The organism is Nonomuraea purpurea, assembly GCF_042650645.1.
Taxonomy (GTDB): Bacteria; Actinomycetota; Actinomycetes; order Streptosporangiales; family Streptosporangiaceae; genus Nonomuraea; species Nonomuraea purpurea.
Genome location: NZ_JBHSBI010000005.1, coordinates 268,226 through 291,954 on the forward strand (window position 1 = coordinate 268,226; position 23,729 = coordinate 291,954).

Genomic DNA, 23,729 nt, shown 5'->3' on the forward strand with positions numbered 1-23,729 from the left:
GCGAGATATGAGAGGTGTTTGGTGCGGTTTTTCCGAAGGGGACTGGCGGTGGCACTGCTGGCGGCGGTGTGTGGTTGCGCAGGGATCGGTTGGAACGAGCGCCCGCAGGCAGTTGAGACCCCCGCCGCGACCGCGACCTCCCCAAAGGTCACTAAGGATCCCGCCGACGCGCGCGAGCTCTACCTGGAGTCGCTGCGGCAGCAAGCGCTGCAGCCATCACTCAATCTGGTACAGGAGTACTACCGTCAGAAGGGGTCCTATCCAGGTGGCAGTCGTACCGTCGTGGTCTCGGGGTTCGATTACGGAACCAAGGACGTGCGTCTGGAGAAGACGGAGGTGATCGTGGCGGATGGCAAAACTTGGACGGCGGGGGCGACCTGGTGCATCGACGGGTCGAAGGACTGGTCTTGGAATCGCTATCGCGGCTGGACCCTCAGGTCCTCCCTCCAGTGCCCGAGCCTCCCCTCCCAGGCGTGGCTCAATGACGGTCTCGGCGTCGGCGGGCTGACCGAGAAGCAGGCCGACACCTTCGTCGGGGAACTCGCCGGTATTGAGGGGTTGATCACAGCCGGCAGAATGAGCAACGTCAAGCGTGACGGCAAGTCGTACGTGCGCCTCGAGATCCAGGTGAAGCCGCAGCAACTCGGCGGCGGCGGCATGCCGGTGGGTGCGGGGCTTTACCTCGACGCGTTCAAGTACACCGAGCTTGACGCAATCACACATCCATATGGCTTGCTGGCCGGCGGCAGATCCGCCATGGACATCGTCCGCTACATCGACCCCGAGACCCGGTTGCCCGTCTACTCGGAGACGCTGGAGACCGGCGAAGGAACCTGGGCGATGCACAGAGTCGAGTACGAGTTCGGCAGCCCGGTAGGCAAGAGCGTCCGGCCCACCAAGCCCAGCATCGCCCAGCTGGCGTGGCAGCCAGAAGAGAGCTGAGCGCTTCTGGCCAGCGCGAATAGCGTTCCTCGATCTGAGGCTGTTCCAGGAACACCACCGGCTGCAAAACCGGCTCTGGCTCGCTTTGTGGCGACGGTCGGTGACCCCGGGGCAGTTTCAGCAGTGCCATCTTCCTGAGTAGGTGTGTCCAGGTTGGCTCGGCCGGTGGGCGAACCGAATGGTCAAGGCCGCGCAATCGCCCGGCCGGTTGCTCGGTGGTTGCTCTTCGGCCATCGGCACCCGTGAACCCGCAGCGGCATTTTGGGGCATTTCGAGAGCCACGGAAAGGGGCGGAGCGTTACAAGGAAGTGCATTGAGGCATGGTCTGACACAAAGGCTAGCGACTCTCAATCAGCGGGTCCGGGGTTCGAGTCCCTGGCGGCGCACCGCACAGAAACCCCAGCTCGGTACGCTGAGGTGGGGTTTCTCGGTTCTTGGAGAACCTCCGCCTCTCTCTGGATAGACCGAGGCGCGCCGATGGTCGCTCTTCTGCACATGATCGGACGTCCTGACCCTCGACATGGACCCGATGGTCAACACCGACATCGATCTCGCCGTCCGGACCCTGCAGGCTCCATCTCGGGGTTGAGGAACCGGCGGGCAGCCGTTGGCTCTTGCCGGCAACCCGGAAACCTTGAGCTTTGGGGGAGGTCCCGACAGCTATCCCGGCGGCGGTTCTGGGCGGCCGTTGGCGATCCAGGCAGGGTGGAAGCGGCGGAAGATGATGCTCATGTTCTTGTCGCTGCCCGAGCTGTTCTGCTCGCCCCACTCGATGGCCGCGCCGACCTGACTGTCGGCGGTCTGCAGCATGCTGGAGTAGCCTCCTTCGACCCCGTTCACGTTTGGCCTGCCGTCCCGTCCCTTCGGCCGGGGCGCGGGAAAGTCGCCGAGCAGGCGTGTGTACGGCCAGCCGACGCCGTCGTCGTAGCTCATCCAGACGCGCATGGGGATCCGGCTTCGGGAGGCGCCGCCCGGGTGGGGGCCGAGGAACAGGATCCGGTTCGGCGACCCGGCGAAGCGCAGCGTCGAGGCATGGCAGTCGGGATCGGGCAGGACACGGCCGTCCGGTTCGAGGTGATCGGCGTAGCCGGAGAAGCCACCGTCGAGGGTGCCGGTGGCGACCAGTCGCTTGAGCAGCGGCGGATCGCCGGCGTTGGCGAACCTGGCACGATCGTTGCGATAGAGGTCGCCGCCGAACCGCTGCAGGATCGTGGCCTCGTCGGTCTTGGTGACGTCGGTGTTCGTCAACTCCTGGTAGCGCCAGTCGGTATCTCCTGGCCGCTTGTAGATGTTGCGCCACTTGGCCGGGATGACCAGAGTTCCGTCGGTCATCTTGATGCCGGCACCGGGGCCGATCGAGTCGTTGAACCATCTCCTGTTCAACGGATCGCTCGGGTCCTTGTGCGGTTTGAGCGTGTCGGTCTTCTCCGTAAGGGTCCAGCCGCCGGTGGGCAGGCCGTTGGCGTCGGTTGCCGACGAGGCCAACCACACCTCGCGGTCGTCCCAGCTGTCGAAGTCGCCGACGCTCGTCCAACTGGCCGCCATCCGGTTGAAGAACAGGTAGACGGTTTGCCCGTCGAAGACCGCGGTGGGGTTGCCGACAGCGTCCGGCCACCCGGTGGCCACCGCCTTGATCCCGGACCAGGTGCCGGGTTTGCCGGAATCCCCGGAAGTCTTGTAGATGAGGTCGATGTTGCCGTAGTCGTCGTTGTCGCCGACCCGGCCTTCGGCGAAGGCGATGACCGTGTTCCCCTTGGTACGGATCACGGCCGGCGCGCGGAAGGAGTGGTAGTCGACTCGGTAGGCGCCGTTGACGTAGGCTTCGTTGCCTCCGTCGAAGAGCACTTCTGCGGTGGGCGTGGGCGCCGCCTCGGCTGGAGCCGCTATGAGGAGGCTCGCGGCGACCAGTGCGACGGCCGCGAGCGATCGGGCACGTAAAGGTCTCACCGTCCGAAAGTACAATTATCTGGTGACCATGGGGAGCCCGGGACGGAAGAGACCGGACATTCACCCTTCGGCTCCGTCGTCGTGCCTGCACCCGCTCGATACGAACGGCGGCAAGGGTCGACGTATTCGGCCGGACAGCGGGAATCGGACCTCACCCGCTCATCACCGCCTCGTATCCCGGCTGGTCGCCGAAGGGGTGGACCAGGTCGAGCTCTTCGGCGCGTTCGGCGCGGTCCGGCACGCCGAGGCTGGCCGGGTGATCGGCGGTGAGGTGCTGGTGGCGGACGTCTGCTACGGCTTTGAGTCGCTGTGGCGGGTTGGGTGCGGATCAGTTCAGCTCGATGCGTTCAACGAGCTCCCGTACGGCGATCATGTCCAGGAAGGCGTGGCAGCGCACAACGTGGCCTCCCCGTAGCTGCCAGATCCAGCAGTACTCGTTGTGGTACTCGACGCCGTCGACCGCCGTCGCGTGGCCATCGAAGCGTATGACCACCGTGTCGCCCTCAGTCCAGAGGTCTCGGATCGTCATCACGAGCACCGACGCCAGCCGGTCCAGGATCGGCGCTGACCCCTCCGTCAGGAACTCGGCCTTGGACGTGTAAGTGCGTCCGTTGACGATCTTCCACTCCACGTCGTCGTGGAGGATCTCGTAGATGTCGCCGCCTGCGTTCTGCCGCTCGAAGGCCCGGATCACCGCCGCCTTGTTGCGGCCTTCTCGGGTCAGCCGGTCCGAGTGTGGCCCGCCGACGGCCTCGCGAGATGCCGCCGAGGCGGTGGCAGACCCAGACAGCATCGTCAGTCCTCCGGCGACCGCTGCTGTCATGAATATGCGCCGACCCTGGTGCGAAGTGCTGTCTGCCATCATCGTTCCTCTCTGACCTGTTGGTGTGCGTCGCTGCCCTCGCGGTAGAAGACGTAGCCCCCGTGGTGCAGTACGTCTCCGTCAAACGTCCCGTCCGCGCTGAATCCGGTGTCGTCGACGTACTCGATGCGGGTCCCGACAATCCGGTATGCACCTGTGTAGGCGCTCTCCTGCTCTCCGCGGGCCTCGTCGTAGCGGCCGTTCGCAAGGAGCATCTGACGGATGTGCCCGTCGGCCGTCACCCACATCCCGACGTATAGGTGTGGCGACATCTCTCCGCCCTCGGCCGGCGGCGTCCCAGGTGTCCGCCTGGGCGGTGTCTCCGTTGCGGACGACGGGGAAACCCCCTGCCTTCGCTGAGCGGCGTCGTCAGGAGACGCGGACCCCCCGCTGCCCGGCCGCACCGAGAATAGGATGAAAAGCACCGCGACGACGCCCGCGCCACCGACCATGGTCCAGGAACGGGCCCTCATGAGACCCCCTCGCGTGAGTTGTCGCCGTGTTGGGGCCGGGACACCGTCAGCGAGCCGAGCAGGCGCAGCGCGTCCGCGGTCCGGGTGCCCTCCTGAGCGTGGTAGACGATCAACTGCTGCCCCGGGGCGGAGCGCACGTCGAAGGTCTCCATGCGAAGGGTGAGCTCGCCGACGTCCGGATGCAGCAGGACCTTCGCCGCGTCGGACTTGCCCCGCGCGTCGCGTCGCCGCCACAGGTCCGCGAACTCGCGGCTGTCCTCCATGGCCGTCCGCAGCACCTCCTGGATCCGTGGATCGTGCGGCCGTGCGCCTTCCAGGAAACGGAATCCCGCGACCACGTTGGCCGCAGCCGTCTCCCAGTCTCTGTAGAACGAACGGACCGACAGGTCGAGGAACATTGCCAGCAGCAGGTTCGTGCCGGGTTCGAGGTGATGGAAGACCGCACGCCCCAACGCGTTCGCGGCCAGGACGTCGTAGGCCCGCCCCAGGATCACCGCCGGCGTGCGGTCCCACAGCTCGGCCAACGCCAGCAACCGAGGGTCGGTCCGCTCGACACCGCCCTCGCGGCGCGGCAGCGGACTCATCCCCGCGACTCGGTACAGGTGCAGCCGACCGTCGTCGTCCAGCAGCAATGCGTCGCTCAGGGCGTCCAGGACCTGCGGCGACGGTCGCCGCTCACGACCCTGCTCCAGCCGCAGGTAGTAGTCGACGCTGATGCGCGCCAACATCGCGACCTCTTCGCGACGCAGGCCGGGGACGCGTCGCCTCCCGTCCTCGGGCAGACCGACATCAGGCGGCATCACCTGCGCGCGCCGACCTCGCAGGTAGTCACCCAGCCTTGAAATCGTCATGTCGACCAGGCTAGATTCCCCACCCGCTGGAAGCCTGGTCCCAGCGCTCCCAGTCGGGACACGGGCCTACTCAGACACAGGGCTTCATCATGGGCAAACCGAATGGTCAAGGGTGCACCATTGCCCAGCCGGTTGCTCGGTGGTTGCTCTCCGGCGCGGTTCCGGCACATGATCGGACGTCCTAGCCCTCGACATGGACCCGATTGTCAACACCGGTCCATGCGAACGTCCAGGTAAGGGCAGCCTGGAAGGCTCTGGCTGCGTATCCAGGCGGGTTCCTTTTGCTCCCAGCTCAAGCCCGGATGAGGCGGCTGTCGGGGATGGAAATGGGGTTGATCAGCACTGGAGCCGGACTTGGTCTGACTTTGCCATGGTTACTTCCAGCATGGTGACACCGGGATCGGTGACCGGCGGCTCGCGTGGACGCTGCGACAGCGCAGCACGCACCGTGCGGCCGTCTAGCGGTGCTCGGGGTTTTCGAAGTCGAAACGGCATCCCGCGTCCCATTCCGATCGCTGGTTGCCGTGGGCCGGGATGCCTCCGGCGTCCTTGAGCATGCGTGCCAGATGCAGCAGGTTCCAGGTCATGAAGGTGGTGTTGCGGTTGGTGAAGTCGTTTTCCGGCCCGCCCGAGCCCGGGTCGAGATAGGAGGGGCCGGGCCCGGCCTCGCCGATCCAGCCGGCGTCGGCCTGGGGTGGGATGGTGTAGCCCAGGTGCTGCAGGCTGTAGAGCACGTTCATGGCGCAGTGCTTGATGCCGTCCTCGTTGCCGGTGATCAGGCAGCCGCCCGCCCGGCCGTAGTAGGCGTACTGGCCGGACTGGTTGAGCAGGCTGGAGCAGGCGTACAGTCGCTCGATGACCTTCTTGGTCACCGAGCTGTTGTCGCCGAGCCAGATCGGTCCGGCGATGACGAGGATGTCGGCGGCCAGCACCCGCTGGTAGAGGGCGGGCCACTCGTCGCTCTCCCAGCCGTGCTCGGTCATGTCCGGCCACACGCCGGTGGCGATGTCGTGGTCGATCGCACGCAACTGCTCGACGCGTACGCCCTGCCTGTCCATGATGTGTGCGCTGAGATCGATCAGGCCCTGAGTGTTGCTGCGCTCAGGACTCCTCTTGAGGGTGCAGTTGATGAACAGCGCCCGCAGATCGTCATAGCGGGCAGGCGCTCCGTTGACGGTCATCGTGCCCGCTCCCTTCGACGCGGTCCCGGTGCCTCCGTAGGCAAGCATCGGGCTGATACCTGCGCTCCGGCCAGGAGGCGCGCCGCGTCGCGGCAGCCGATCACACTCGCCCCCCGGCGCGCTCGGACCGGTGGTCTCGGCAAGGGTCAACCGTCGGGCCGACCTGCGCGCGGGGGTGCCCCAGGTGGGCCGCCCGTTCGTCGGCGATCAGCCGTTCCGGGCCGCCCGCCTGCACGACCTCGGCGTTGTACCGTCAGGTTTCACCCCGAAGACCTCTGCCCAGGCCGCGCGGTCCCAAGCTGTAGGAGATCCCTCGGGTAACATCTGTCGTGCGAGCTGGCCACATTTCTTCTGGTCATGGGGGCTAACGGGTGAACAGCGCAAGTGATCCTGAAGCCGACATCCGGGCTCGGCTCCAGCAGCACTGGGAGGCCTCCGAACGCGGGGACGTCGACGCTGAGCACGCGATCTACGCTGCCGACGCGATCCTGGACTACCCGCAGTCGGGCGAGCGCTTCCGAGGCCGGTCAAGGATCCAAGCGCAACGCGGTGGGCACCCGGCCGAACGCCACTTCGCCATCCGCCGGATCCTGGGCGGCGGCGACCTTTGGGTGAGCGAGTGCGTGATCACCTATGACGGCGTGCCCACGTACTCGCTCAGCGTCATGGAGATTACCGATGGTCTCGTAACGCACGAGACCCAGTACTTCGCCGACCCCTTCCCCGCGCCTCCCGGGCGCGCTGCGCTGGCTGAGCCTATTCCGGTCCGCGACCAATAAGCCGATTGGGCTGTCCAGTCGATGGACGACATCGACCGACGTTGCGGATTTCCAGCTGGAGGACCTCTTTGCGGACCAACGCCTGGGACGCCTGCATGGGGGCGGCGTAGCCGGGGGAGATCGATGTAGCGGGACGGATTGTCGAGCAGAAGATTCTCTGGTCGAGCAGGGTCAGGCCACCGATCTGGTGCATCGCAAAGCCAACGGGGCCAATCCGATGCACGGCCGACTGGCCTGGATCGGTGCCGGGAGAAATCGGCGGTGACAGCGGCGTGGCCTGCAAACTCGCAGCTCTCGCCTCGGTCTGCGAAGAGACTCGCGCCGAGTTCAGGAACCTGCCGACCGCACGGGCGGCAGGGCTCGTCGTGCGACCGGAACTACTCGGTTAGGCAGATCTCGCGATATGAGACATCGCCCAGGTGTTGCTTCCACTCCACCGGGGTCAGCGTGCGTCCGGCTCGTCGGCATACAGCCTTGGCGATCCGATCGCCGGAGACCGGGAGCGTGGTCACGGCGCCTTGCTGGTCGGTGACGACAAGCGAGGCGCTGTCGCCGGTGAAGCCCAGCGCGGTGGTGAAGTCGACGTGGAGCGGGATCGTGGCCAGGCGGCGCTTGGTGCCGACATCCCAGAGTTGGACCAGCGTGGTGGTGCCGGAATCGGTTATGGCGGCCAAGAGCGTGCCGTCCGGGGAGAAGGCGAGATGGCCCAGGGTGCCACCTGGCGTTCCGCGCAGCATCGGCGACAACGCGGTCTGCTGCCGGGAGTCCCACAGTGCCACCGTTCCGTCGACGCCGCTGACGGCCATCAGCGGCCCGGTGGGGCTGGTGGCGATGACCGAGTTCTCGTCTGTGGTGTTGAAGCCCGTGCCCACGGGGCTACCGGTGCGTGGATCGAGGATCCGGCCGTAGACCGAGGTCAGCGACTTGCCGTCGGCGAGGAAGGCGATGGCCCCTGCGTCGGTCTCCAGCGGCGCCTTGCTGATCGGCCGCCCGCTCGCGGCGTCGAGCGTCAGCAGGTGCCGTCCCTGGCCTGACGAGTTCGGGGCGCCGATCGCCGCGACGAACGTCTTGCCGTCCGGGCTGAAGGCCATCCCGGACACCTCGCTGTCCTTGGGGACGGGGCGTTTCCACCGCAGCGTGCGCGTTGCCACCTCCCACGCGTGAAATTCGCCGTTGTACCGCTGGGCGACCAGCATGCGGCCCTGTCTGTCGAAGACGGTCTCGTCTGAGGCCTGCTCGGAGCCGGGCAGCGTCCCGACGAACCTGCGTGCCTGAACGTCCCAGATGCGCATCGGAGTGTTCTCGCCGCCTGCGGCGATCCAGCGGCCGTCGGGGCTGATCGCCTGGCCGTAACTGCCATTCGGCATCTTTGCCGCCATGACGTTGGGCTGCACGTCGAGGCTGACGACCGAGTCGTCCTGGAGGTAGCGGATCGTGCGCCCGTCGGGGTCGAGCCAGGCGTCGGACGCCGTGCCCTCAGTTCGATGGGTGAACACCACGGCGCCCGTCGTCGCGTCCCACAGCCGGATCGACTCGTCGGCGAACCCGAGAAGCAGCTTGCCGTCTCGGCTGAACCGCATCCCGGTGTGCGCCGCTTCGTCGAGTTCGGCCGACGAATCCGTTCCCGTCCACCGCCACTCGCCGTCGGGCGAGGTCACCTTGGTGGCGCTCTCCAGGTCGTAGGTGGTGATGGCGCCTCGAGCGCAGAGCAGGTGCCTGCTGTCGGGGCTGAACGCGACGAGTCTGCCGCATGCTCTGGGAAGGCGCGTGTCCTGTGTCATCTGCGGCAATCGCAGCATGTGGAGCCTGCCCATCCGGACCGCTGCCAGCATGCGGCCGTCGGCGGAGATGCTCATGCTCTCCAGCGACTCCAGCGGGACCTTGGACGCCCTGCCGGTGCGCACGTCCCAAAGGGACTCGATCTCGCGCTCGATCGTGATCGCGACGATCCACTCGTGATCGCCGAAGGCCACCCGGAGCAGCGGCGCACCTTGGCGGACCGTGTGCTGCGCGCGCTTCCTGCCTGTCATCACGTCCCATGCGGTGACCTGGCCTTGAGCGGCCGTGACGAGCAACCTGCCGCTCGGGCTCAGCGCGGCGCCGGTCGGGAAGCGGCCATGGCCACTCGGCCAGGACCAGAACGCGGTCCGCCGGCCCGTGGACACGTCGTAAACGCGAACTCCGTCCTCGCTCACGCTGGCCAGCCTGCGTCCGTCGCCGCTGACCGCCCGCAGGGTGAGGCCCTTGGCGGGCGGTTGACGGAAGGCGGCGCTTTCCGGCCGATAGAGCGAGGCCGTCATACTGGACCTGGTCTCGGCACCGGGCGCGAGCCGCCAGCCGGCCACGCTCAGCAGCATCGCCTTGACCGGGTCGGCGGTGCGCAACTGGTCGGCCTCGACGGCAAGCTGCCTGCCCGTCGCTGTGTCACGCTGCTCGGCGACGACGTCGCTCTGCCGTACAGCCAGGCCGCCCGCCACAAGGGCGACCACCAGAAGTCCCCCCAGCGCTACGCTGGTCAGCCGCCTGCGGCGGGCACGTTTCCTGGTCAGCAGCGTGCCCGCGTTGAGGAAGTCGCGCTCTTGCGGGGTCAGCGTCAGATGCCGGCGGCCGGTCGTCGCCCAGCTCAAGGCGTGTTCCAGGCGGCTGCCCTGCAGCAGATCGCCGATCCTGCGACCATGGTCTGCCCAATACCGCGCCGCTGTGGTGATCTCATTGAGGACGGGCAGACCGTCACGGTCGGCGTCGATCCACTGCCGGAGCCGGGGCCAGGCGCGCAGCAGGGCGGGACGGGTCAGCGCGACGTTGTCGCCCTTGCGCGTGACCAGATAGGAGAACGCCTGCAAGATGTGCTCGACTATGACGATCTCCCGCTCGGGCCGCCCCTCGACCAGTTCCTCCATGGACACGCGACGGCCGGACTCGCGCCCGTCCTCGTCGACGGAGACGAACCGCAGGAACACTTCGGGCACAAGCTCGCGGGTCTCGGGGGTGAGCGCGCCGTAGGCGTCCTCGGCGAGCGTGCCGAGTGCCGGGTCGACCGTCTCAGGCACGTGCAGGTCCCGCGCGGTGCGGCTTCCCTCGGTCAGCAGCCCGCGCGTGTCGGCGCCGTTGCCGCTGACCAGTGCGAGCAACAGGTCACGCGCCGACGGACGGGCGGCCGGATCCTTCTCCAGCGCGGCCTCGACCAGGGGACGCAGGTTCCCCGGCATGGTGCTCAGGTCGGGATGGACGGACAGCACGCGGTGCATCACGCCGCCGAGATTGTCGGCTCTGAACGGGTCCTCACCCGTGGCGGCGAACACCATGATCGCGCCCCAGGCGAACACGTCGGCCCTGGCATCGGCACGCTCACCGGTGAACACCTCCGGCGCCATGTAGGTCGGCGTACCCGTCACCAGCCCGGTCGCCGTCAGCGACATGTCTTGGGTACGCGCGATGCCGAAATCGATCACGCGCGGCCCGTCAGGGGAGAGCAGAACGTTATCCGGCTTGAGGTCACGGTGCGTGACACCCGCCTCGTGGATGGCGGTCAGCGCGGTCGCGATCGCCGTGCCCAGGCGGTGCAGGTCGTCACCGGCGAAGATCCGCTGCGCCGCTCGGAGGCTGGGACCCGCCACGTACTCGCTGACGATGTACGGCTTGCGCGCATCGGTCTGCACTGCCAGCACCCTGGCGGTGCAGAACGAGGCGACCCGCTGGGTGACTGCCGCCTCCTTCGCCAACTGCTCGCGCATCTTCTCCTCAGACGAATGAAGCACCTTGATCGCGACTCTGCGCCCCTCGCCGTCGTAGGCGTCATAGACGACCCCCTGGCCGCCCGAGCCGAGACGTCCGGCCAGCCAGTACCCGTCGATGCGTTGCGGGTCTCCCGCGATCAGTCCCTGCACAGCGGATTTGATGCTTTCCTTGTCGCCGAAGTTCGCCAGCCGTGGTCATGGTCGCGGCAACAGGCACCGGAACACGGTGGCATTCCTCCGGCACGGATCCCACGCGTGATCTCAATGTGTCGCTGGAGCAGGCGGGTCCGCGGTCGTACGGCTGGCCTGGTTGATCAGGCGGTGCAGGGCGATCAATCCATAGCCGAGCAGTGCGAAGCAGACGGCCAGCGCCAGCGATATGAGGGCCACCCCGCCGTACCCGAACCTGTCCACGTCCAGAAACGGATAGGGATACCGCTTCCACGCATCTGGAGGCAGGAGGGCTCCTCTGACCAGGGCAAAGGCCAGATAGGCCATCGGATAGACCAGCCACGTGAGAGCGGCCGCCCATTTGGGCCGAGGAGCGATCCGGTCGAAGAACAGCCAGTCGATCACGGCCATGACGGGCGTCACGTAGTGGAGAAGGAAGTTGCCCAGGCCGTGACCCTGAAGGGAGAGGTGCTCGAAGGGGCTGGCTCCGCGCATACGCAGGAAGTGCCAGACCAGCCCAGTGATCACGATGTAGAGCGTCACCGCCCCCTTGAGCTCAGCAGGAGAGCGCCATCTGCTGACCACCCGCCAGGAGTAAAACCCCGTGAGCAGCAGATTGCTCTGCACGGTGAAGAGCACGAGCGGGTTGAGCGGGCTGCCCAGGGCCATCCACGTGTAGATCAGGCCGACCACCGCAGCCAGGATCAGCATCAAGCGGTACGCCGTCACCCAAATCATGGGGATCATGGTCGCACAGGGCGCAGCACACCGACCTGCAGTTCGCCGATCGCGGAAACGCGGAAAGCAAAGGCCGGGCCCTGGCCGGCGACTTCATCGAGGGGACCATTGCGGGTCTCTTTGAAGAAGGCGCACTCCGGCCGTACCCAGGGCGATACCGAGCAGCACCATGAAGATGATCGTCGGCCACTGGGCCCACGACGGCAGGTACAGGGCCAGGAACCAGGCGCGGCCGTCCACCTCGGCGACCTTGAAGACGCCTGGCAGGATGCCCTGCGGGACCAGGGCAATTGGGCAGAGCGTCATGCACAGGCTCACGAGGATTTGCTTCAGCCTGGACAGGTCGTCGTATCCGACCAGCTTGGCCGTGCCCGTCTCACGGCGACCCGTGCGCATCATGTGGAGTAGCTCGGGGCCGTGAGCACGCAGTCGGCGTGCGGCCAGCGCGCCCAGGCCCCACCAGCACAGCGCCCCTGTCGCCAGGCCGACGGGTACACCGGCCCAGCCGTACAGCGCGGCCACCACGCCTGCGGGTAGCGCCGTGACCAGCCCCAGCGCCAGCAGGGCGTACATCATGCCGGTCGCTGAGCCTTCGTCCTCGGTGAAGCGGAGGGGATTGCCGCTGCGCCGGTGCGGGTCGATGCCGGGCACCAGCGCGTACACCGACACCAGAGGCGCGAGTCCGGCCCCGCCGCCGAGCAGCGCGAACGTGATGGACAGCACCAGCGGCCACGGCCCGTTGACAAGCGCGGTGAACGCCAGCGTCAGCAGGAGCGCCAAGGGGGTGACGAACAGCAGCCAAGCCAGTTGGCGGCCGCGAACGTCGTCCGCTCTCGGGGCGAGCAGCATGAGCCACAGCGCGGTCCCGTCGAAGCCGTAGAGGTTGGCCGACAGCGCGGCGGCCATCAGGATGAAGATCGGCCCTGCCCACGGCAGCATCTGGTCCCAGCCCATCAGCAGTGGGATCGTCGCGAAGAACACCCCGTAGGCCAAGGCGAAGGTCAGTTGATGCGTTCGCACCAGATCACGTGACCAGGTGCGCAGCTCTTTGCCCAGCACCGCGCCCGAGGCCGTGGTGGCACGCATGGGCCTGCGCCCCCGGGTGACAGCCCGCACGGCTCCCACGCGCCGGACCAGCAGCGCCGCCCACGCCGCCAGCAGCAGCACGATGAGCACCACCATGGCGGCCAGCGCCCCCGCGACCCATCCCCACTGGCCCCTCACCGCCGACTCCACCGCGAGCACGCCCCATCCGGACGGCAGCGCACGCACGACCGTGGTCACCATCGACGGCAGCCCGCCTGCCTCGCTGTAGGCGACGGCGAACACCCAGCCCTGGCCCAGCAGCGCCAGCACCAGCCCGTTGAGCACTCCCGCGCCGATCGCGCCCGTCCGTGTGCGCAGCACCAGACCGAACACCGCGACCGCGACCTTCGACAGCAGCACGAACACGGCCAGTTGCAACGGCAGGGCGGCAAACGCCACGAGCCCGGCCGCCCCACTCTGCCGTATCCCGAAGACAGCCAGCCCCGTCAGGGCCAGCAGGCTGATCACCGGTGCGATGCCGACGAACGCGGCCACCAGCAGCCCGGCGGCCAGGCGACGGGACGGCAGGCCCAGCAGCGAGAAGAATTCCGGCCTGATCGTCTCGTCACCGCCGCCGGCGAAGACCGGGCCGAGGATCCAGCCGAGCATCCACACCGCGTAGGCGGCGGCCAGGAAGTCGGGGCGGGTGAGCGCCAGCGCGATCGTGCCCGCCGCCAGCGCCGCGCCGAGCAGGCCGCCGACGGTGACCAGGCCGGCTCGGCGGCTGGTCATCGAGTGGCGGATGATGGCCACCTTCATGCTGGCCATGGTCAGCGCGACAGCCACGACAGTTCCTTCGTCTCGCCGTCTCGTGCCCCGACCAGGTCGACGAACCTGTCCTCGAGCGTCTGCGAGCCCTTGACCTCCCGCAAAGGTCCCGCTGCTGCCACCTGGCCTTTGTCGATCACGCCGACGTGGTCGCAGAGCTGCTCCACCAGCGCCATCACATGGCTGGACAGCACGATCGACCCGCCGCCCGCCACGAACCCCCGCAGGATGGTCTTGATGGTCGCGGCCGACACCGGGTCGACGGCTTCGAACGGCTCATCCAGCACGAGCAGCCGCGGAGCGTGCAACAGCGCGGTTGCCAGGCCGATCTTCTTACGCATGCCGGTCGAGTACTCGATCACGAGCGTCTTGTCCGCCCGGTCCAGGTCCAGCACCGCCAGCAGTTCCTCCGCCCGCTCGGCGACCACCTCGGGCGGCAGCCCGCGCAACAGGCCGAGATACCTCAGCACCTCTCGGCCGGTCAGCCGTTCAGGCATGGCCAGCCCGTCGGGCAGCACTCCGACCAGCGCCTTGGCCTGCGCGGGGTCCGCCCAGACGTCGATCCCGAAGATGCGGGAGGTCCCGGAATCCGGCCGGAGCAGGCCGACAGCCATCGACAGGGTCGTGGTCTTGCCCGCGCCGTTCTGCCCGACCAGGCCGTAGAACGAGCCCTGTGGAACGCTCAGATCGACATGATCGACGGCGACGTTGTCTCCGAATCTCTTGGTCAAGCCCGTCAGCTCAAGCGCAGCGGTCACGGTTCACTCCGGGTTATGAGGGGAAGCCGTTGGCCAGCTTACGAGCTCAGCAAGGTCGAGATGCGCCTTCCTGCGCCTGAGAACGGGCGTCATCACCGCCGACGGGATCGCGATCTTCCTCCTCGTCGACGGCTGAGTATTCGAGCCCCGCAGGGAAGAGGGTGCCGTAAGCCCGAACGGGCTTACGGCTCAGGCGACTTACCAGGTGAGGTCGCTCTTGTAGAAGACGGTTGCCCGGAACTGGTCAGGACTGCCACTGATCTTGCTGGAGAAGCCGAACGCGAGACGCGGGCCGTCCGACGATCGCCAGATCGCCATTCCCTGAGGTTCGCGACCGGGCAGCGACTCGCCCGCTCTCGTCCGGTACACCTCCTCGAACGAACCCCCGGTCTTGTTCATGTCGAGACGGACGAGGTAGGACGGCTTGGCCGGGTCCGAGGGCTTCGCGGGCGCACCGCCGTAGGAGAGGTAGGCGTACTGGCCGTACGAGGTCACGCCCTGGAAGAGGTCGGAGTCGGAGATACGGAGCTGGGCGTTGGTCGGGAGGGCGCGCTTGGCAAGGATGGGAGTGGCGTCGCTGATGCCCTTGTCCATGACGGCGGGGAGGTCGAACAGCGCGAGGCGCCATGGGCTCGTCGTCCCCATGTACCGGACGAGCAGCCGGTTGGTGTAGGGATCGATCGACGGTCTCGGACAGTCCAGGAAATCGGAGAGGCCGATCGGGAATTTCTGGATCCCCGCGTCCTTGGCGTAGTCGAGCAGGCCCCCGTCGCTGTACTTGATGCGGCAGATCGTGTGGCTGTTCGGGGCCGTACCGGGGGACAAGCTCCTCCAGTCGCCCGCGAGCCACACGTACGGAGATCCGGACGTGTCCGGCTGGATCGCCATCGACGAACCGTGGTCGAACCCGTGGAGTGCCATGGCGCCCAGCACCTTGCCGCTCAGGTCGGTCCTGGTCATCCAGAGGTCGCCGTTCGTGCTCCCGACCTTGGTCTGCACGAAGTAGATGTGCCCGTGGACGTGGTCGAAGGCGAAGGACTGCATCGCCCAGTAAGGCTGGTGAAGTGTGGCCCGCACAACGGGATCGCCGCCGGCCCCGTCGAATACGAAAAGCTGTGATGTCGGGACGGTCGCGGACGCCGATTCGGCCGTGAACAAGGAAAGGCCTCCGCTGGCGACGGCGGCTGCTATCCCTGTACCGGTTCGGAGGAGCGTGCGACGACTTACGGCAGATGCTTCGCCGATTTGGGTATTTTTGCGCAAGTGCATCACCCTGCCGGTCGTTCGGCGGATTTGGTTGATCACGATCAACCTAGCAATCGGACCGATGGGTGTCGATAAGACGAACTGCGGGCGATATGGGTACTTCACGCGCCAGAAGCCATGTTTCCTGCCACACAGGGGCGTTGCCGGAGACTGGTGAGACCGTGTTGGGCGGGACTCAGACGGGGTGGCCGAGCTGCGCTTCTTGAGCGGGAGCCAGGGGTGCGTGCCGTCCACGCATGGGGCGCCCGCGTCATCGGTGATCTGTCATGGGACACTGACCCGTCGTGAATCGCCGTAATTTTCTGCTTTTGGCAGCCTTGTCGGGTTTTGTCGCCTCGTGTAGCTCTGCGTCGGAGGCGGTCGTCAACCGGTTGAAGATCCCGCCGGAGCTCCGGCCGACCAGGCAAGCCGGCGGGGTCGCGGGGTTCGACCTGGCCCTGCGGGCGGGGACCACCGAGTTCTTCACCGGGCAACCCGCGCCGACCTGGGGCATCAACGGCTCCTACCTCGGCCCGACAGTACGGGTCTCGCGCGGCGACAAGGTGGCGATGCGGGTCACCAATGAGATCGGCGAGCCGACCACGCTGCACTGGCATGGCATGCGGCTACCGGCCAAGATGGACGGCGGTCCGCACCAGATGATCGCGCCCCGCGCCACCTGGACACCGGAGTGGACCGTCGACCAGCCCGCCGCGACCTCCTGGTACCACCCGCACCCCCACGAGCGCACCGCCATGCATGTCTATCGCGGCGCCGCCGGGTTGTTGCTCATCGACGACGAGCACACGAACGCGCTGGACCTACCGTCCGAGTACGGGATCGACGACATCCCGCTCATCATCCAGGACAAGCGCTTCAACGACGACGGCACGCTGCATGAGGCGGCCGTGGACAGCGGCACGTTCGGCTTTCTCGGCGATGAGATCCTCATCAACGGCACCCACAACCCGTCCCTGGAGGTCACGGCCGAGCGGGTGAGGTTCCGGATCCTCAACGCCTCCAACGCCCGGGTCTACCGCGTCGGCTTCGCCGACAACCGCTCCTTCCACGTCATCGGCAACGACGCGGGCCTGCTGCCGGAACCCGTGCAGGTGGACAGGGTGAAGCTCAGCCCCGGTGAACGTGCCGAGATCGTCGTGGCGTTCACGGCGGCGGAACGGGTCGTCATGAACAGCCTCGGCGAGGACCACTCCGACGCCGACAGCATCGAGCGAGACGAGTTCGACCTGCTGCGGATCACCGCCGCCGCCCGGCTGTCCCCGGCTAAGACGCTCCCGGCGCGACTGTCGGCCGAGCCGGCGATCGAACCGCGAACCGGCGCGCAGGTGCGGCGCTTCGTCCTCACCGGTACCGAGATCAACGACAAGACGATGGACATGAGACGGATCGACGAGGTCGTCCCCGCCGGAGCACAGGAGATCTGGGAGCTCGACAACACCACCTACGCACACAACTTCCACATCCACGAGGTCGCGTTCCGCGTGCTCGACATCAACGGCGCGCCCCCTCCGGCGTACATGAGGGGGCCCAAGGACACCGTTTTCGTGCCCAAGCGCGCAAAGGTACGGCTGGCCGTCACGTTCGGTACCTACACCGACCCGGGTAGCCCGTACATGTATCACTGCCACATCCTGCGGCACGAGGACCAAGGCATGATGGGGCAGTTCGTCATCGCGAAACCGGGGACCGAGCAGCAGGTGCCCCGGACCCTTCCCGACGCGGCACACCATTAGCCCCAGGTATTCGAACCGAGGCGGTTGTCGTGCTCTAGATCATGCGAAAAGGTGCCCCTGAACTGCAAGGATTCGGGTGTCGACGCCATATCCAGTGCAGAAGCAGGTGCACCTTTCTGGCGAGAAGGCTCAGGAACGGCGGGTCGATCCCGGGGCAGAGCCCGAGGTGGTCAGGACTCGGGCAGCTCTGGGGCAGTCGTGGAGTGGTGGCGTTGGTAGTGGCGTGCGGCCCGGGCGCGGTTGCCGCATGACGGCTTGCACCACTCCTGCCGCCCGTGGGTCTTGGCGAAGTAGCGTACGCAGCGCGGTGCGTTGCAGGCCCGCAACTGCTCACGCTGCGGACCACTGAGGAAATCGATGGCGGCCCGCGCCAGGGCTGTGATCAGCCGGACGTTGGCATCGCGCTCGGTCGACAACACTCCCGTTCGGGGTGTCCCGCCCGTGGGCCAGTCAAGTTGCGGGACGATTGCTTCACGGGCGGCCGCCGCGTTGAGGTGCGCCAGTGCCTGCTCGACCGGCATCAGTCGGTGGGCGTCGGCTCGGCTTGGCGGCGCTGGGCTGACCGCTTGCGCGAACAGCGCCCGCACGGCCCGGCGCAGCCCGACGATCTCGTTCCTGAGCTCCTCGCTCATCGTGAGCTCTGCAACGCCGACGTGGCCGGCCAGCAACTCAGCCTGCTGATGGATCCAGCGGGTTGTGCTCTGCACCGTTGCCAGTTCGTCGGCGACACCGCCGTTGCCGTCGTGGCGGATCGTGCTCGCCAGTTCCAGGGCCGGCCAGCGCTCCACTCGAACCTCCTGGTTGCGTACGTCCTTTTCACACCCTATGGTCTCTAACGCTAAATCTTATTTAACCGTTAGGTTCGAGCGGGCCTCGGTGGTGGGGCACGACCGGGGCGCGCGGGTGGCCCATCGCTGGGCGCTCGACCATCCCGACCAGGTCGAACGGCTGGCGGTGCTGGACGTGATCCCGACCCGCGAGATGTTCCGCCGCCTGGACGCGTCCGTGGCGTCGGGATACTGGCACTGGCTGTTCCACCTGCAGCCGGACCTGCCCGAGCGGCTCGTCGGCCACGACGTGCGGGGATATCTCGAGTTCTTCTTCGAGCGCTGGACCTACAACCGGCACGGTCTGCCGGCCGAGGCGGTGGACGCCTACGTGCGTGCCTTCTCCCGGCCGGGCGCGCTGCGGGCCGGGTTCGACGATTACCGTGCCCACGAACACGACCTCGCGCTCGACGACGAGGACTTCGCCGCAGGGCGCCGCCTGACGATGCCGGTGCTGGCCCTGTGGGGCTCGGCCGGGCTGCCCGCGCGGCTGCCGACCTTGGAGATCTGGCGCGAGTACGCCGACGACGTGACCGGCGCAGAGATCCCCGAATGCGGCCATTTCATCCCCGAAGAACGGCCAGACGCCCTGCTGGCCCACCTGCGTGACTTCCTGCCCGGATCGGTGCAGGCGCCGGAAGCGTCGTCCCGCTGACCACGGGCCCGACGTCGTTCAGGGGTTCTGTCGGCGGCGGCTGATATCCATGGGCCCATCACGTTGATCTCCGACGACGATGGAGCCCCCCCATGGCCACGGTCACCTTCAGGGACGAGAGCGCGACAGGCAAGCACTTAGCCGAGTTCTCCCTTCCCGACCTGCCCGAACGCATCACCGCGCGCGAGCTCGTCCGGCTGCGCGTCCGCGAGGAGGTGGCCCGCTACAACGCCGCCCCCGCGTCGCGCTTCAACGGCCTGGTCAGGCCAGTGGACGCCGAGATCGAACTGAACGGTTACCGGATGGGCGCAACGAGGCGCATCGACTGGGAGCGGCAGGCCGACATCGCCGAGCGGGCCTTCCAGCGCAACGGGTTCCTGCTGCTGGTGGGCGATCGGCAGATCGACGACCTGTCGGAGGCGATCGACCTGACCATCGACCCCGTCGTGTCGTTCGTCAAGCTCGTTCCGCTGGTCGGAGGCTGACATGGTGTCACCGGCAACGCCAAGGCCGGGCAGACAGCCGAGCGCCTTACAGAGTTACAGAGATCGGCCCACACGTTAAAAGCCCCGCACCGTAGCCTGGAGTTGCGAAGCTTCAGGAGGTGCAGGGCCGTGAAAGACGTTGGCACCATCGGCGCGGCGCTCAAGCGACTCCGCCGCGAACGAGGACTCGGCCAGGAAGCGCTGGCCGACAAGGCACAGCTCTCAAAAGACCTGATCCAAAAGCTCGAACAAGGCCGGCGCGAGAGCTGTCGTCTCAGCAGCCTTATGAAACTCGCCAACGCCCTCGACGTCGACATCTCCGACCTCACTGGCAAACGCGAACGCCTCGGCACCGACCGCGACGGAGGATCCGTCCTTGCCATCCGCGACGCCATCCTCGCCCCCTACCTCATGCCCGGCCTCGCAGGACTCGACGCCGATGACGACGGTGCCCCCACCCCCCTGTCCGAACTTGAAGCTGCCGTCTCCCGAAGCTGGAGCGACTACTGGAGCGGCGACTTCGGTCCCCTCGTGGCAGCCGTACCCGGTCTGATCACCGAGGCTCGGCTGACCCATCACTCCGTGGGGCCAACAGCGGCGGCCATGGTGGCGCAGTCCTACCAACTCGCCGCCTGCCTGCTCCTGCACTTCGGCAAGACCGACCTCGCCGCCATCGGAGCAGAACGCGGCCTTCAGGCAGCCACCCAGGGCGAGGACGAATGGCAGTGGGCAAGCGTTGTCTCCACCCTGGCCTGGGTCCTCATGTACCAAGGACGACTACGAGAGTCTGAACAGCTGGCCGCCGGCGTCGCCGCGCGGATCGAGCCCAGTTTCTCGGCGCCCCTGCCCCATCTCGCCTCGTGGGGCAACCTACTCATCGCCGCGATCGACACTGCGGCGATTGCCGGCCGAGATGTCTCCCAGTACGTGAGCATGGCCGCCGCCGGTGCGGAACGCCTGGGCGGGCTGGTGACCGCCTACCAGACCACCTTCGGCGCCTCGAAGGTCGCAGCCAACGCCGTGCACGCCTTCACTATGCAGAAGAACCCAGGCGCGGCGCTCAAGACCGCCTCCCGGGTGCGCATCGAGGACCTGCCACCGATCGCCTACGGACATCACCTGCTCGATCTGGCTCAGGCTCACACGGACGCCCGACACCTTCACACGGCGGAGGCGCGGCTGGAGGAGGCACGAGCGTTGTCGCCAGTGTGGTTCCGGCATCAGCTGGCCGCGCAGTCCATTGTGGCGGACATCAGGGAGCAGCAGACGCGGCCGTCGGCGACGATACGACGGTTGGCGCGGGCGGTGGACTTGGACTAGGACACCGTGTCCGAGCCTGGCAGGTGCAGGCTGTGCGTGTGGGACGCCGTGTCCTGCTGGTGCGCAATCCGGCGGGCCGGTTCGGACATCACGTCCGTGGATTGCGATTACACAGAGTCATAGCTTCGCTACATGGTTTTCACGGACTTGGACCGCACCCCGGACATCCACAAGGCGGTCTCATGAGTTGCCCTGGTGATGTCTTCTATTCGTGGGATGCCCACAACCACAGCGGCGATCGCGGCGTCTGCGGCATCGCCAAATCGCAGGCCCAGGCCACCGCCCAGCTGAGCCAGGCGCTTGCCGACCTCGCCCAGGGCGCGACGGGCATCATTCGGCTGACGAGCCTCGACCGACTGGCAGGCGCCTACAATTACGGCAGAGTGATCATGCGCGCCCGCCACGACGAGTCCGGCGTCGTCCTGGTGGGAGGCGGCTGACCGTGTACTCAAAGGCCGTCGCCAGGCAGCTCGCCACGCTGCGCCAGAACTTTCCGGGCTGGGACATCTACCGTTTTCGTGTCAGAGGGTCCGGCCAAATCGGGCTCCTGGCCAGTCTGCGGCGGCCGCTGACCGACCAGCTCCGAGCGGGCGGGGTCTGCCGGTTCATCTACCGGTTCGATGTCGGCGAGTTGGCCGCCGCTCTGACCACCCAGGCGGAACGCGTTCGCCGGAACCGCGTCGAGCGTCCCCTCACCCGGGCTTCATGAACGGCCCGGCCCGCTGCCGGTGAACGGTCAGCGGGCCGGGCGGCAGCGCGGTGGTCAGGCCGTGGAGCGCGTCACTTCGGCCCGATCCCCTCCAGGGTGAAGTTGCTGTTCCATTCGCGCACCCACCGGGGGCCGAAGCCCTCAGCGGTGTTCAGCGTGGTGGTCCGCGCGTCGAACTTGCCCGTGGCCGGGTCGAAGGCGAAGGCCGCCGCGTTCTCCTTCTTGATGTTGAAGGAGTCGAAGTCCGGGCTGAACGTCTTGACGTTCAGCCCGCCGGCGCCGTTGGTGTAGGCGAAGTCGCCGGTGGCGATGCTCACCGAGCGGGTCAGCATGTTGTTGGACGGCACGTAGACCGAGTCGGGGTTGCTCCACACGTACTCGTCGGCGCATTCCGTGGTGCCGACGGACGTGCAGACCTGGCCCTTGGAGTCGACGGGGACGTACCACTTCCTGATGTTCGGATACTGCTTGCCGTAGTGCCGGTACCACTTGTCGACGTTGGCCCGGGTGTTGGTGAAGCCGGTGCCGTCGCCGACCTTCAGCATGTCGTTGAACCGCTCGACCACGACCTTGGCGTTGGCCACCGGGAGTTTCTTGCCGCCCTCGTGGTAGAGCTTGTCGTGGCCGATGTAGGTGATGTCCTTGAACACGTTGTCGGAGGCCACGTTGCTGTGGCCCGACTGGAAGAACAGGCCGTGCTGGGCGGTGTCGAAGAAGTTGCCGCGCACCACCATCCCCGACATCCCGTCGTCCATGTAGACGGCCTGGTTGCCTCGCGCGCCGACGTTTCTGAACAGGTTGTAGGCGATCACGTTGTTCAGGTACGTGTAGTCACGGCCCGCGTAGATGACGCCCTGGTCGGAGGCGTTGGTCACGAGGTTCTCGAACCTGTTGTGACTGACCTCCATGTCGTTGCCCATGATCTGGATGGCCATGTGGGGCGCGTCGTGGACGTAGTTGTAGCGGAAGGTGTTGCCGACGCCGTACATGTAGCCCGCCGGGGTGTAGGTGGCGAGCTTGGAGAAGTCGTAGATCTCGTTGTGTTCCACGACATGGTCGCCGCGCTCCAGCGAGTCGCGGTCGCCTCCGGCGGTGAACACCCCGCCGCCGCCCAGGTCGTGCAGGCGGCTGTTCACGACCTTGTTGCGGTGGCCGCCCCTGCTCGTGCGGTATTCGGCGACCGCCGTGATCGCGTCGTTGGCCTCGCCGATGGCGATCGCGTCCATGCTGACGTTGAGGATCTCCAGGCCGTCGATCGTGCACGATTCGGCGTCGAGCAGGCGCACGCCGGTGCCGGTGGTGCCGTTCAGCTTCAGGCCCTTGAGCGTCACGTCGCGCACGTTCTCCAGTTGGAAGAACGGCGCGTCGAACGAGGTGAGGCTGATGTGTTTGCCTTCGACGGTTCCGCCAGGCGGGTAGTAGTAGAGGGTGCCCGCGTTGTTCCAGCGGTCGATGTAGTACTCGCCTTCTGCGTCCAGTTCGCTGAGGACGTTCTGCGCGACGAACGACGTCCATTTGTCGGTGGCGACGTACATCGTGGGATATGTCGTGCGCACGTCATCGCCGACGGACGCGATGCGCACGCGGTCGTTGGCGTAGTTGTTGCCGAAATAGCCCGCCAGCCAGCCGTCGGTTTCGTAGGCGGTGTTGTCGGGTGAGCCGCCGGCGGGCGGGGCCCACCTGGCCGAGCGCTCCTTGAGGGCGGGGTCGACGGCGGTGTAGACGGGGCCGGGGAGCTTGAGCATGTCCTCGTACGGCATCGTCGTGCCGTCCGGGGTCTTGTCCGAGAAGTAGTCGCGGGCACCCTTGGGGGCCTCTTTGACGGTCACCTGGGTGCGGCTGAGCTTGTCGGCGCCGTTCGGGTACTGGGCTAACGTCTGGGCGGCGTCGTCGGTGATCAGCTCGGGGGCGAACGGCCGCGGCTGCCAGTTGAAGCCGTTCTTGTTGATCTGGCCGGTGGGGATGCCCTCGGCGCCCAGGTCGTAGACGTACACGCCGGCGGCGGCCGAGGCGGGGACGCGCGACCGCGACGACCACTTGGGGTCGCCGGCCGGGACGTCGCTCAGCTTGCGGAACCTGTCGGGCGAGAGCGTGGTGACGCCGGCGAACTCGGCCTGTTCGCCCGGGTAGGCGGCGTAGGTGACGTGGGAGTTGGCCGGGCCCGTGAGCTTGATGGTCGAGGAGGTCTGGTACACGCCCCCGCGGATGTACACCAGGCCCCTGTCGCGCGCGGTGGTCCGGCCTGCCAGGGCGTCGCGGGCCTGTTGGACGGTGGCGAAGGGGTCGTCTTTCGTGCCGGTGGCGCCCTGCTTGCCGTCCGGCGCCACGTACACGGTGAGCTTGTCCTTCTGCGTGCCTGCCGTCGCCGGTGGGGCGCCGGTCGCGGCGGTGGCCAGCGCGGTGGCCAGCAGGACGCTCGTCACTCTGCTCGGCATGGTCGT

20 protein-coding genes are annotated in these 23,729 nt (G+C 67.2%); 8 read left to right on the forward strand and 12 right to left on the reverse strand.

Features of this window, described 5'->3' with window-relative positions:
* Positions 1-48 precede the first annotated feature (48 nt).
* Complete coding sequence (locus ACFOY2_RS12495; protein ID WP_379528131.1) at positions 49-942, forward strand: hypothetical protein; 894 nt, start codon at positions 49-51, stop codon at positions 940-942.
* A 660-nt stretch (positions 943-1,602) separates the two neighbouring features.
* Here ACFOY2_RS12495 and ACFOY2_RS12500 read toward each other — a convergent pair.
* The 5 genes from ACFOY2_RS12500 to ACFOY2_RS12520 form a co-directional block, all read right to left on the reverse strand.
* Complete coding sequence (locus ACFOY2_RS12500) at positions 1,603-2,889, reverse strand: sialidase family protein (protein ID WP_379528132.1); 1,287 nt, start codon at positions 2,887-2,889, stop codon at positions 1,603-1,605.
* A gap of 328 nt (positions 2,890-3,217) precedes the next feature.
* A complete protein-coding gene (locus ACFOY2_RS12505; RefSeq protein WP_379528133.1) occupies positions 3,218-3,682 on the reverse strand; it encodes a nuclear transport factor 2 family protein in 465 nt (154 codons plus the stop codon).
* A 68-nt stretch (positions 3,683-3,750) separates the two neighbouring features.
* Positions 3,751-4,224, reverse strand: a complete 474-nt coding sequence (locus tag ACFOY2_RS12510) for an Atu4866 domain-containing protein (protein WP_379528134.1) — start codon at positions 4,222-4,224, stop codon at positions 3,751-3,753.
* A complete protein-coding gene (locus ACFOY2_RS12515; RefSeq protein ID WP_379528135.1) occupies positions 4,221-5,075 on the reverse strand; it encodes a helix-turn-helix transcriptional regulator in 855 nt (284 codons plus the stop codon). Before ACFOY2_RS12515 ends, ACFOY2_RS12510 begins: the two co-directional genes overlap by 4 nt.
* Before the next feature lie 458 nt (positions 5,076-5,533).
* Positions 5,534-6,256, reverse strand: a complete 723-nt coding sequence (locus ACFOY2_RS12520) for a flavodoxin family protein (RefSeq protein WP_379528136.1) — start codon at positions 6,254-6,256, stop codon at positions 5,534-5,536.
* A 371-nt stretch (positions 6,257-6,627) separates the two neighbouring features.
* On the opposite strand from ACFOY2_RS12520, the gene ACFOY2_RS12525 reads away from it, so the two are divergent.
* Entirely contained in the window at positions 6,628-7,035 is a 408-nt protein-coding gene (locus ACFOY2_RS12525) for a nuclear transport factor 2 family protein (protein WP_379528137.1), read from the forward strand.
* A gap of 377 nt (positions 7,036-7,412) precedes the next feature.
* On the opposite strand, the gene ACFOY2_RS12530 is transcribed toward ACFOY2_RS12525, so the two are convergent.
* From ACFOY2_RS12530 to ACFOY2_RS12550, 5 genes are all read right to left on the reverse strand, one after another.
* A complete protein-coding gene (locus ACFOY2_RS12530; RefSeq protein WP_379528138.1) occupies positions 7,413-10,922 on the reverse strand; it encodes a WD40 repeat domain-containing serine/threonine protein kinase in 3,510 nt (1,169 codons plus the stop codon).
* A 111-nt stretch (positions 10,923-11,033) separates the two neighbouring features.
* On the reverse strand, positions 11,034-11,681 hold the full coding sequence (locus ACFOY2_RS12535) for a Pr6Pr family membrane protein (protein WP_379528139.1): 648 nt from the start codon (positions 11,679-11,681) through the stop codon (positions 11,034-11,036).
* Positions 11,682-11,774: 93 nt separating this feature from the next.
* The gene (locus ACFOY2_RS12540) at positions 11,775-13,553 is read right to left on the reverse strand and encodes a hypothetical protein (protein ID WP_379528140.1); all 1,779 of its coding nucleotides are present in this window, start codon (positions 13,551-13,553) and stop codon (positions 11,775-11,777) included.
* Positions 13,538-14,293, reverse strand: a complete 756-nt coding sequence (locus ACFOY2_RS12545) for an ABC transporter ATP-binding protein (RefSeq protein ID WP_379528141.1) — start codon at positions 14,291-14,293, stop codon at positions 13,538-13,540. The genes ACFOY2_RS12540 and ACFOY2_RS12545 overlap by 16 nt, the downstream gene beginning before the upstream one ends.
* A gap of 198 nt (positions 14,294-14,491) precedes the next feature.
* A complete protein-coding gene (locus ACFOY2_RS12550; RefSeq protein ID WP_379528142.1) occupies positions 14,492-15,337 on the reverse strand; it encodes a phage baseplate protein in 846 nt (281 codons plus the stop codon).
* A 593-nt stretch (positions 15,338-15,930) separates the two neighbouring features.
* Between ACFOY2_RS12550 and ACFOY2_RS12555 the strand changes: the two genes are divergently transcribed.
* Positions 15,931-17,292: a multicopper oxidase family protein gene (locus ACFOY2_RS12555; RefSeq protein WP_379528143.1), complete on the forward strand. Its 1,362-nt coding sequence runs from the start codon at positions 15,931-15,933 to the stop codon at positions 17,290-17,292.
* A gap of 170 nt (positions 17,293-17,462) precedes the next feature.
* On the opposite strand, the gene ACFOY2_RS12560 is transcribed toward ACFOY2_RS12555, so the two are convergent.
* Positions 17,463-18,080: a CGNR zinc finger domain-containing protein gene (locus ACFOY2_RS12560; protein WP_379528144.1), complete on the reverse strand. Its 618-nt coding sequence runs from the start codon at positions 18,078-18,080 to the stop codon at positions 17,463-17,465.
* On the opposite strand from ACFOY2_RS12560, the gene ACFOY2_RS12565 reads away from it, so the two are divergent.
* The 5 genes from ACFOY2_RS12565 (at position 18,046) to ACFOY2_RS12585 (ending at position 21,288) form a co-directional block, all read left to right on the forward strand.
* On the forward strand, positions 18,046-18,774 hold the full coding sequence (locus ACFOY2_RS12565) for an alpha/beta fold hydrolase (RefSeq protein WP_379528145.1): 729 nt from the start codon (positions 18,046-18,048) through the stop codon (positions 18,772-18,774). The two genes, ACFOY2_RS12560 and ACFOY2_RS12565, sit on opposite strands and share 35 nt — an antisense overlap.
* Positions 18,775-18,866: 92 nt before the next feature.
* Positions 18,867-19,259 carry a hypothetical protein gene (locus tag ACFOY2_RS12570; protein WP_379528146.1) on the forward strand — a complete coding sequence of 131 codons (393 nt, stop codon included), beginning with the start codon at positions 18,867-18,869 and terminating at the stop codon, positions 19,257-19,259.
* A gap of 129 nt (positions 19,260-19,388) precedes the next feature.
* Positions 19,389-20,579 (forward strand): helix-turn-helix domain-containing protein, encoded by a 1,191-nt coding sequence (locus ACFOY2_RS12575; RefSeq protein WP_379528147.1) that lies wholly within the window; start codon positions 19,389-19,391, stop codon positions 20,577-20,579.
* 182 nt (positions 20,580-20,761) lie between these two features.
* Complete coding sequence (locus ACFOY2_RS12580; protein ID WP_379528148.1) at positions 20,762-21,019, forward strand: hypothetical protein; 258 nt, start codon at positions 20,762-20,764, stop codon at positions 21,017-21,019.
* A gap of 2 nt (positions 21,020-21,021) precedes the next feature.
* A complete protein-coding gene (locus tag ACFOY2_RS12585; protein ID WP_379528149.1) occupies positions 21,022-21,288 on the forward strand; it encodes a hypothetical protein in 267 nt (88 codons plus the stop codon).
* A 71-nt stretch (positions 21,289-21,359) separates the two neighbouring features.
* Here ACFOY2_RS12585 and ACFOY2_RS12590 read toward each other — a convergent pair whose 3' ends face one another.
* The gene (locus ACFOY2_RS12590; RefSeq protein WP_379528150.1) at positions 21,360-23,723 is read right to left on the reverse strand and encodes a right-handed parallel beta-helix repeat-containing protein; all 2,364 of its coding nucleotides are present in this window, start codon (positions 23,721-23,723) and stop codon (positions 21,360-21,362) included.
* Positions 23,724-23,729 lie beyond the last annotated feature (6 nt).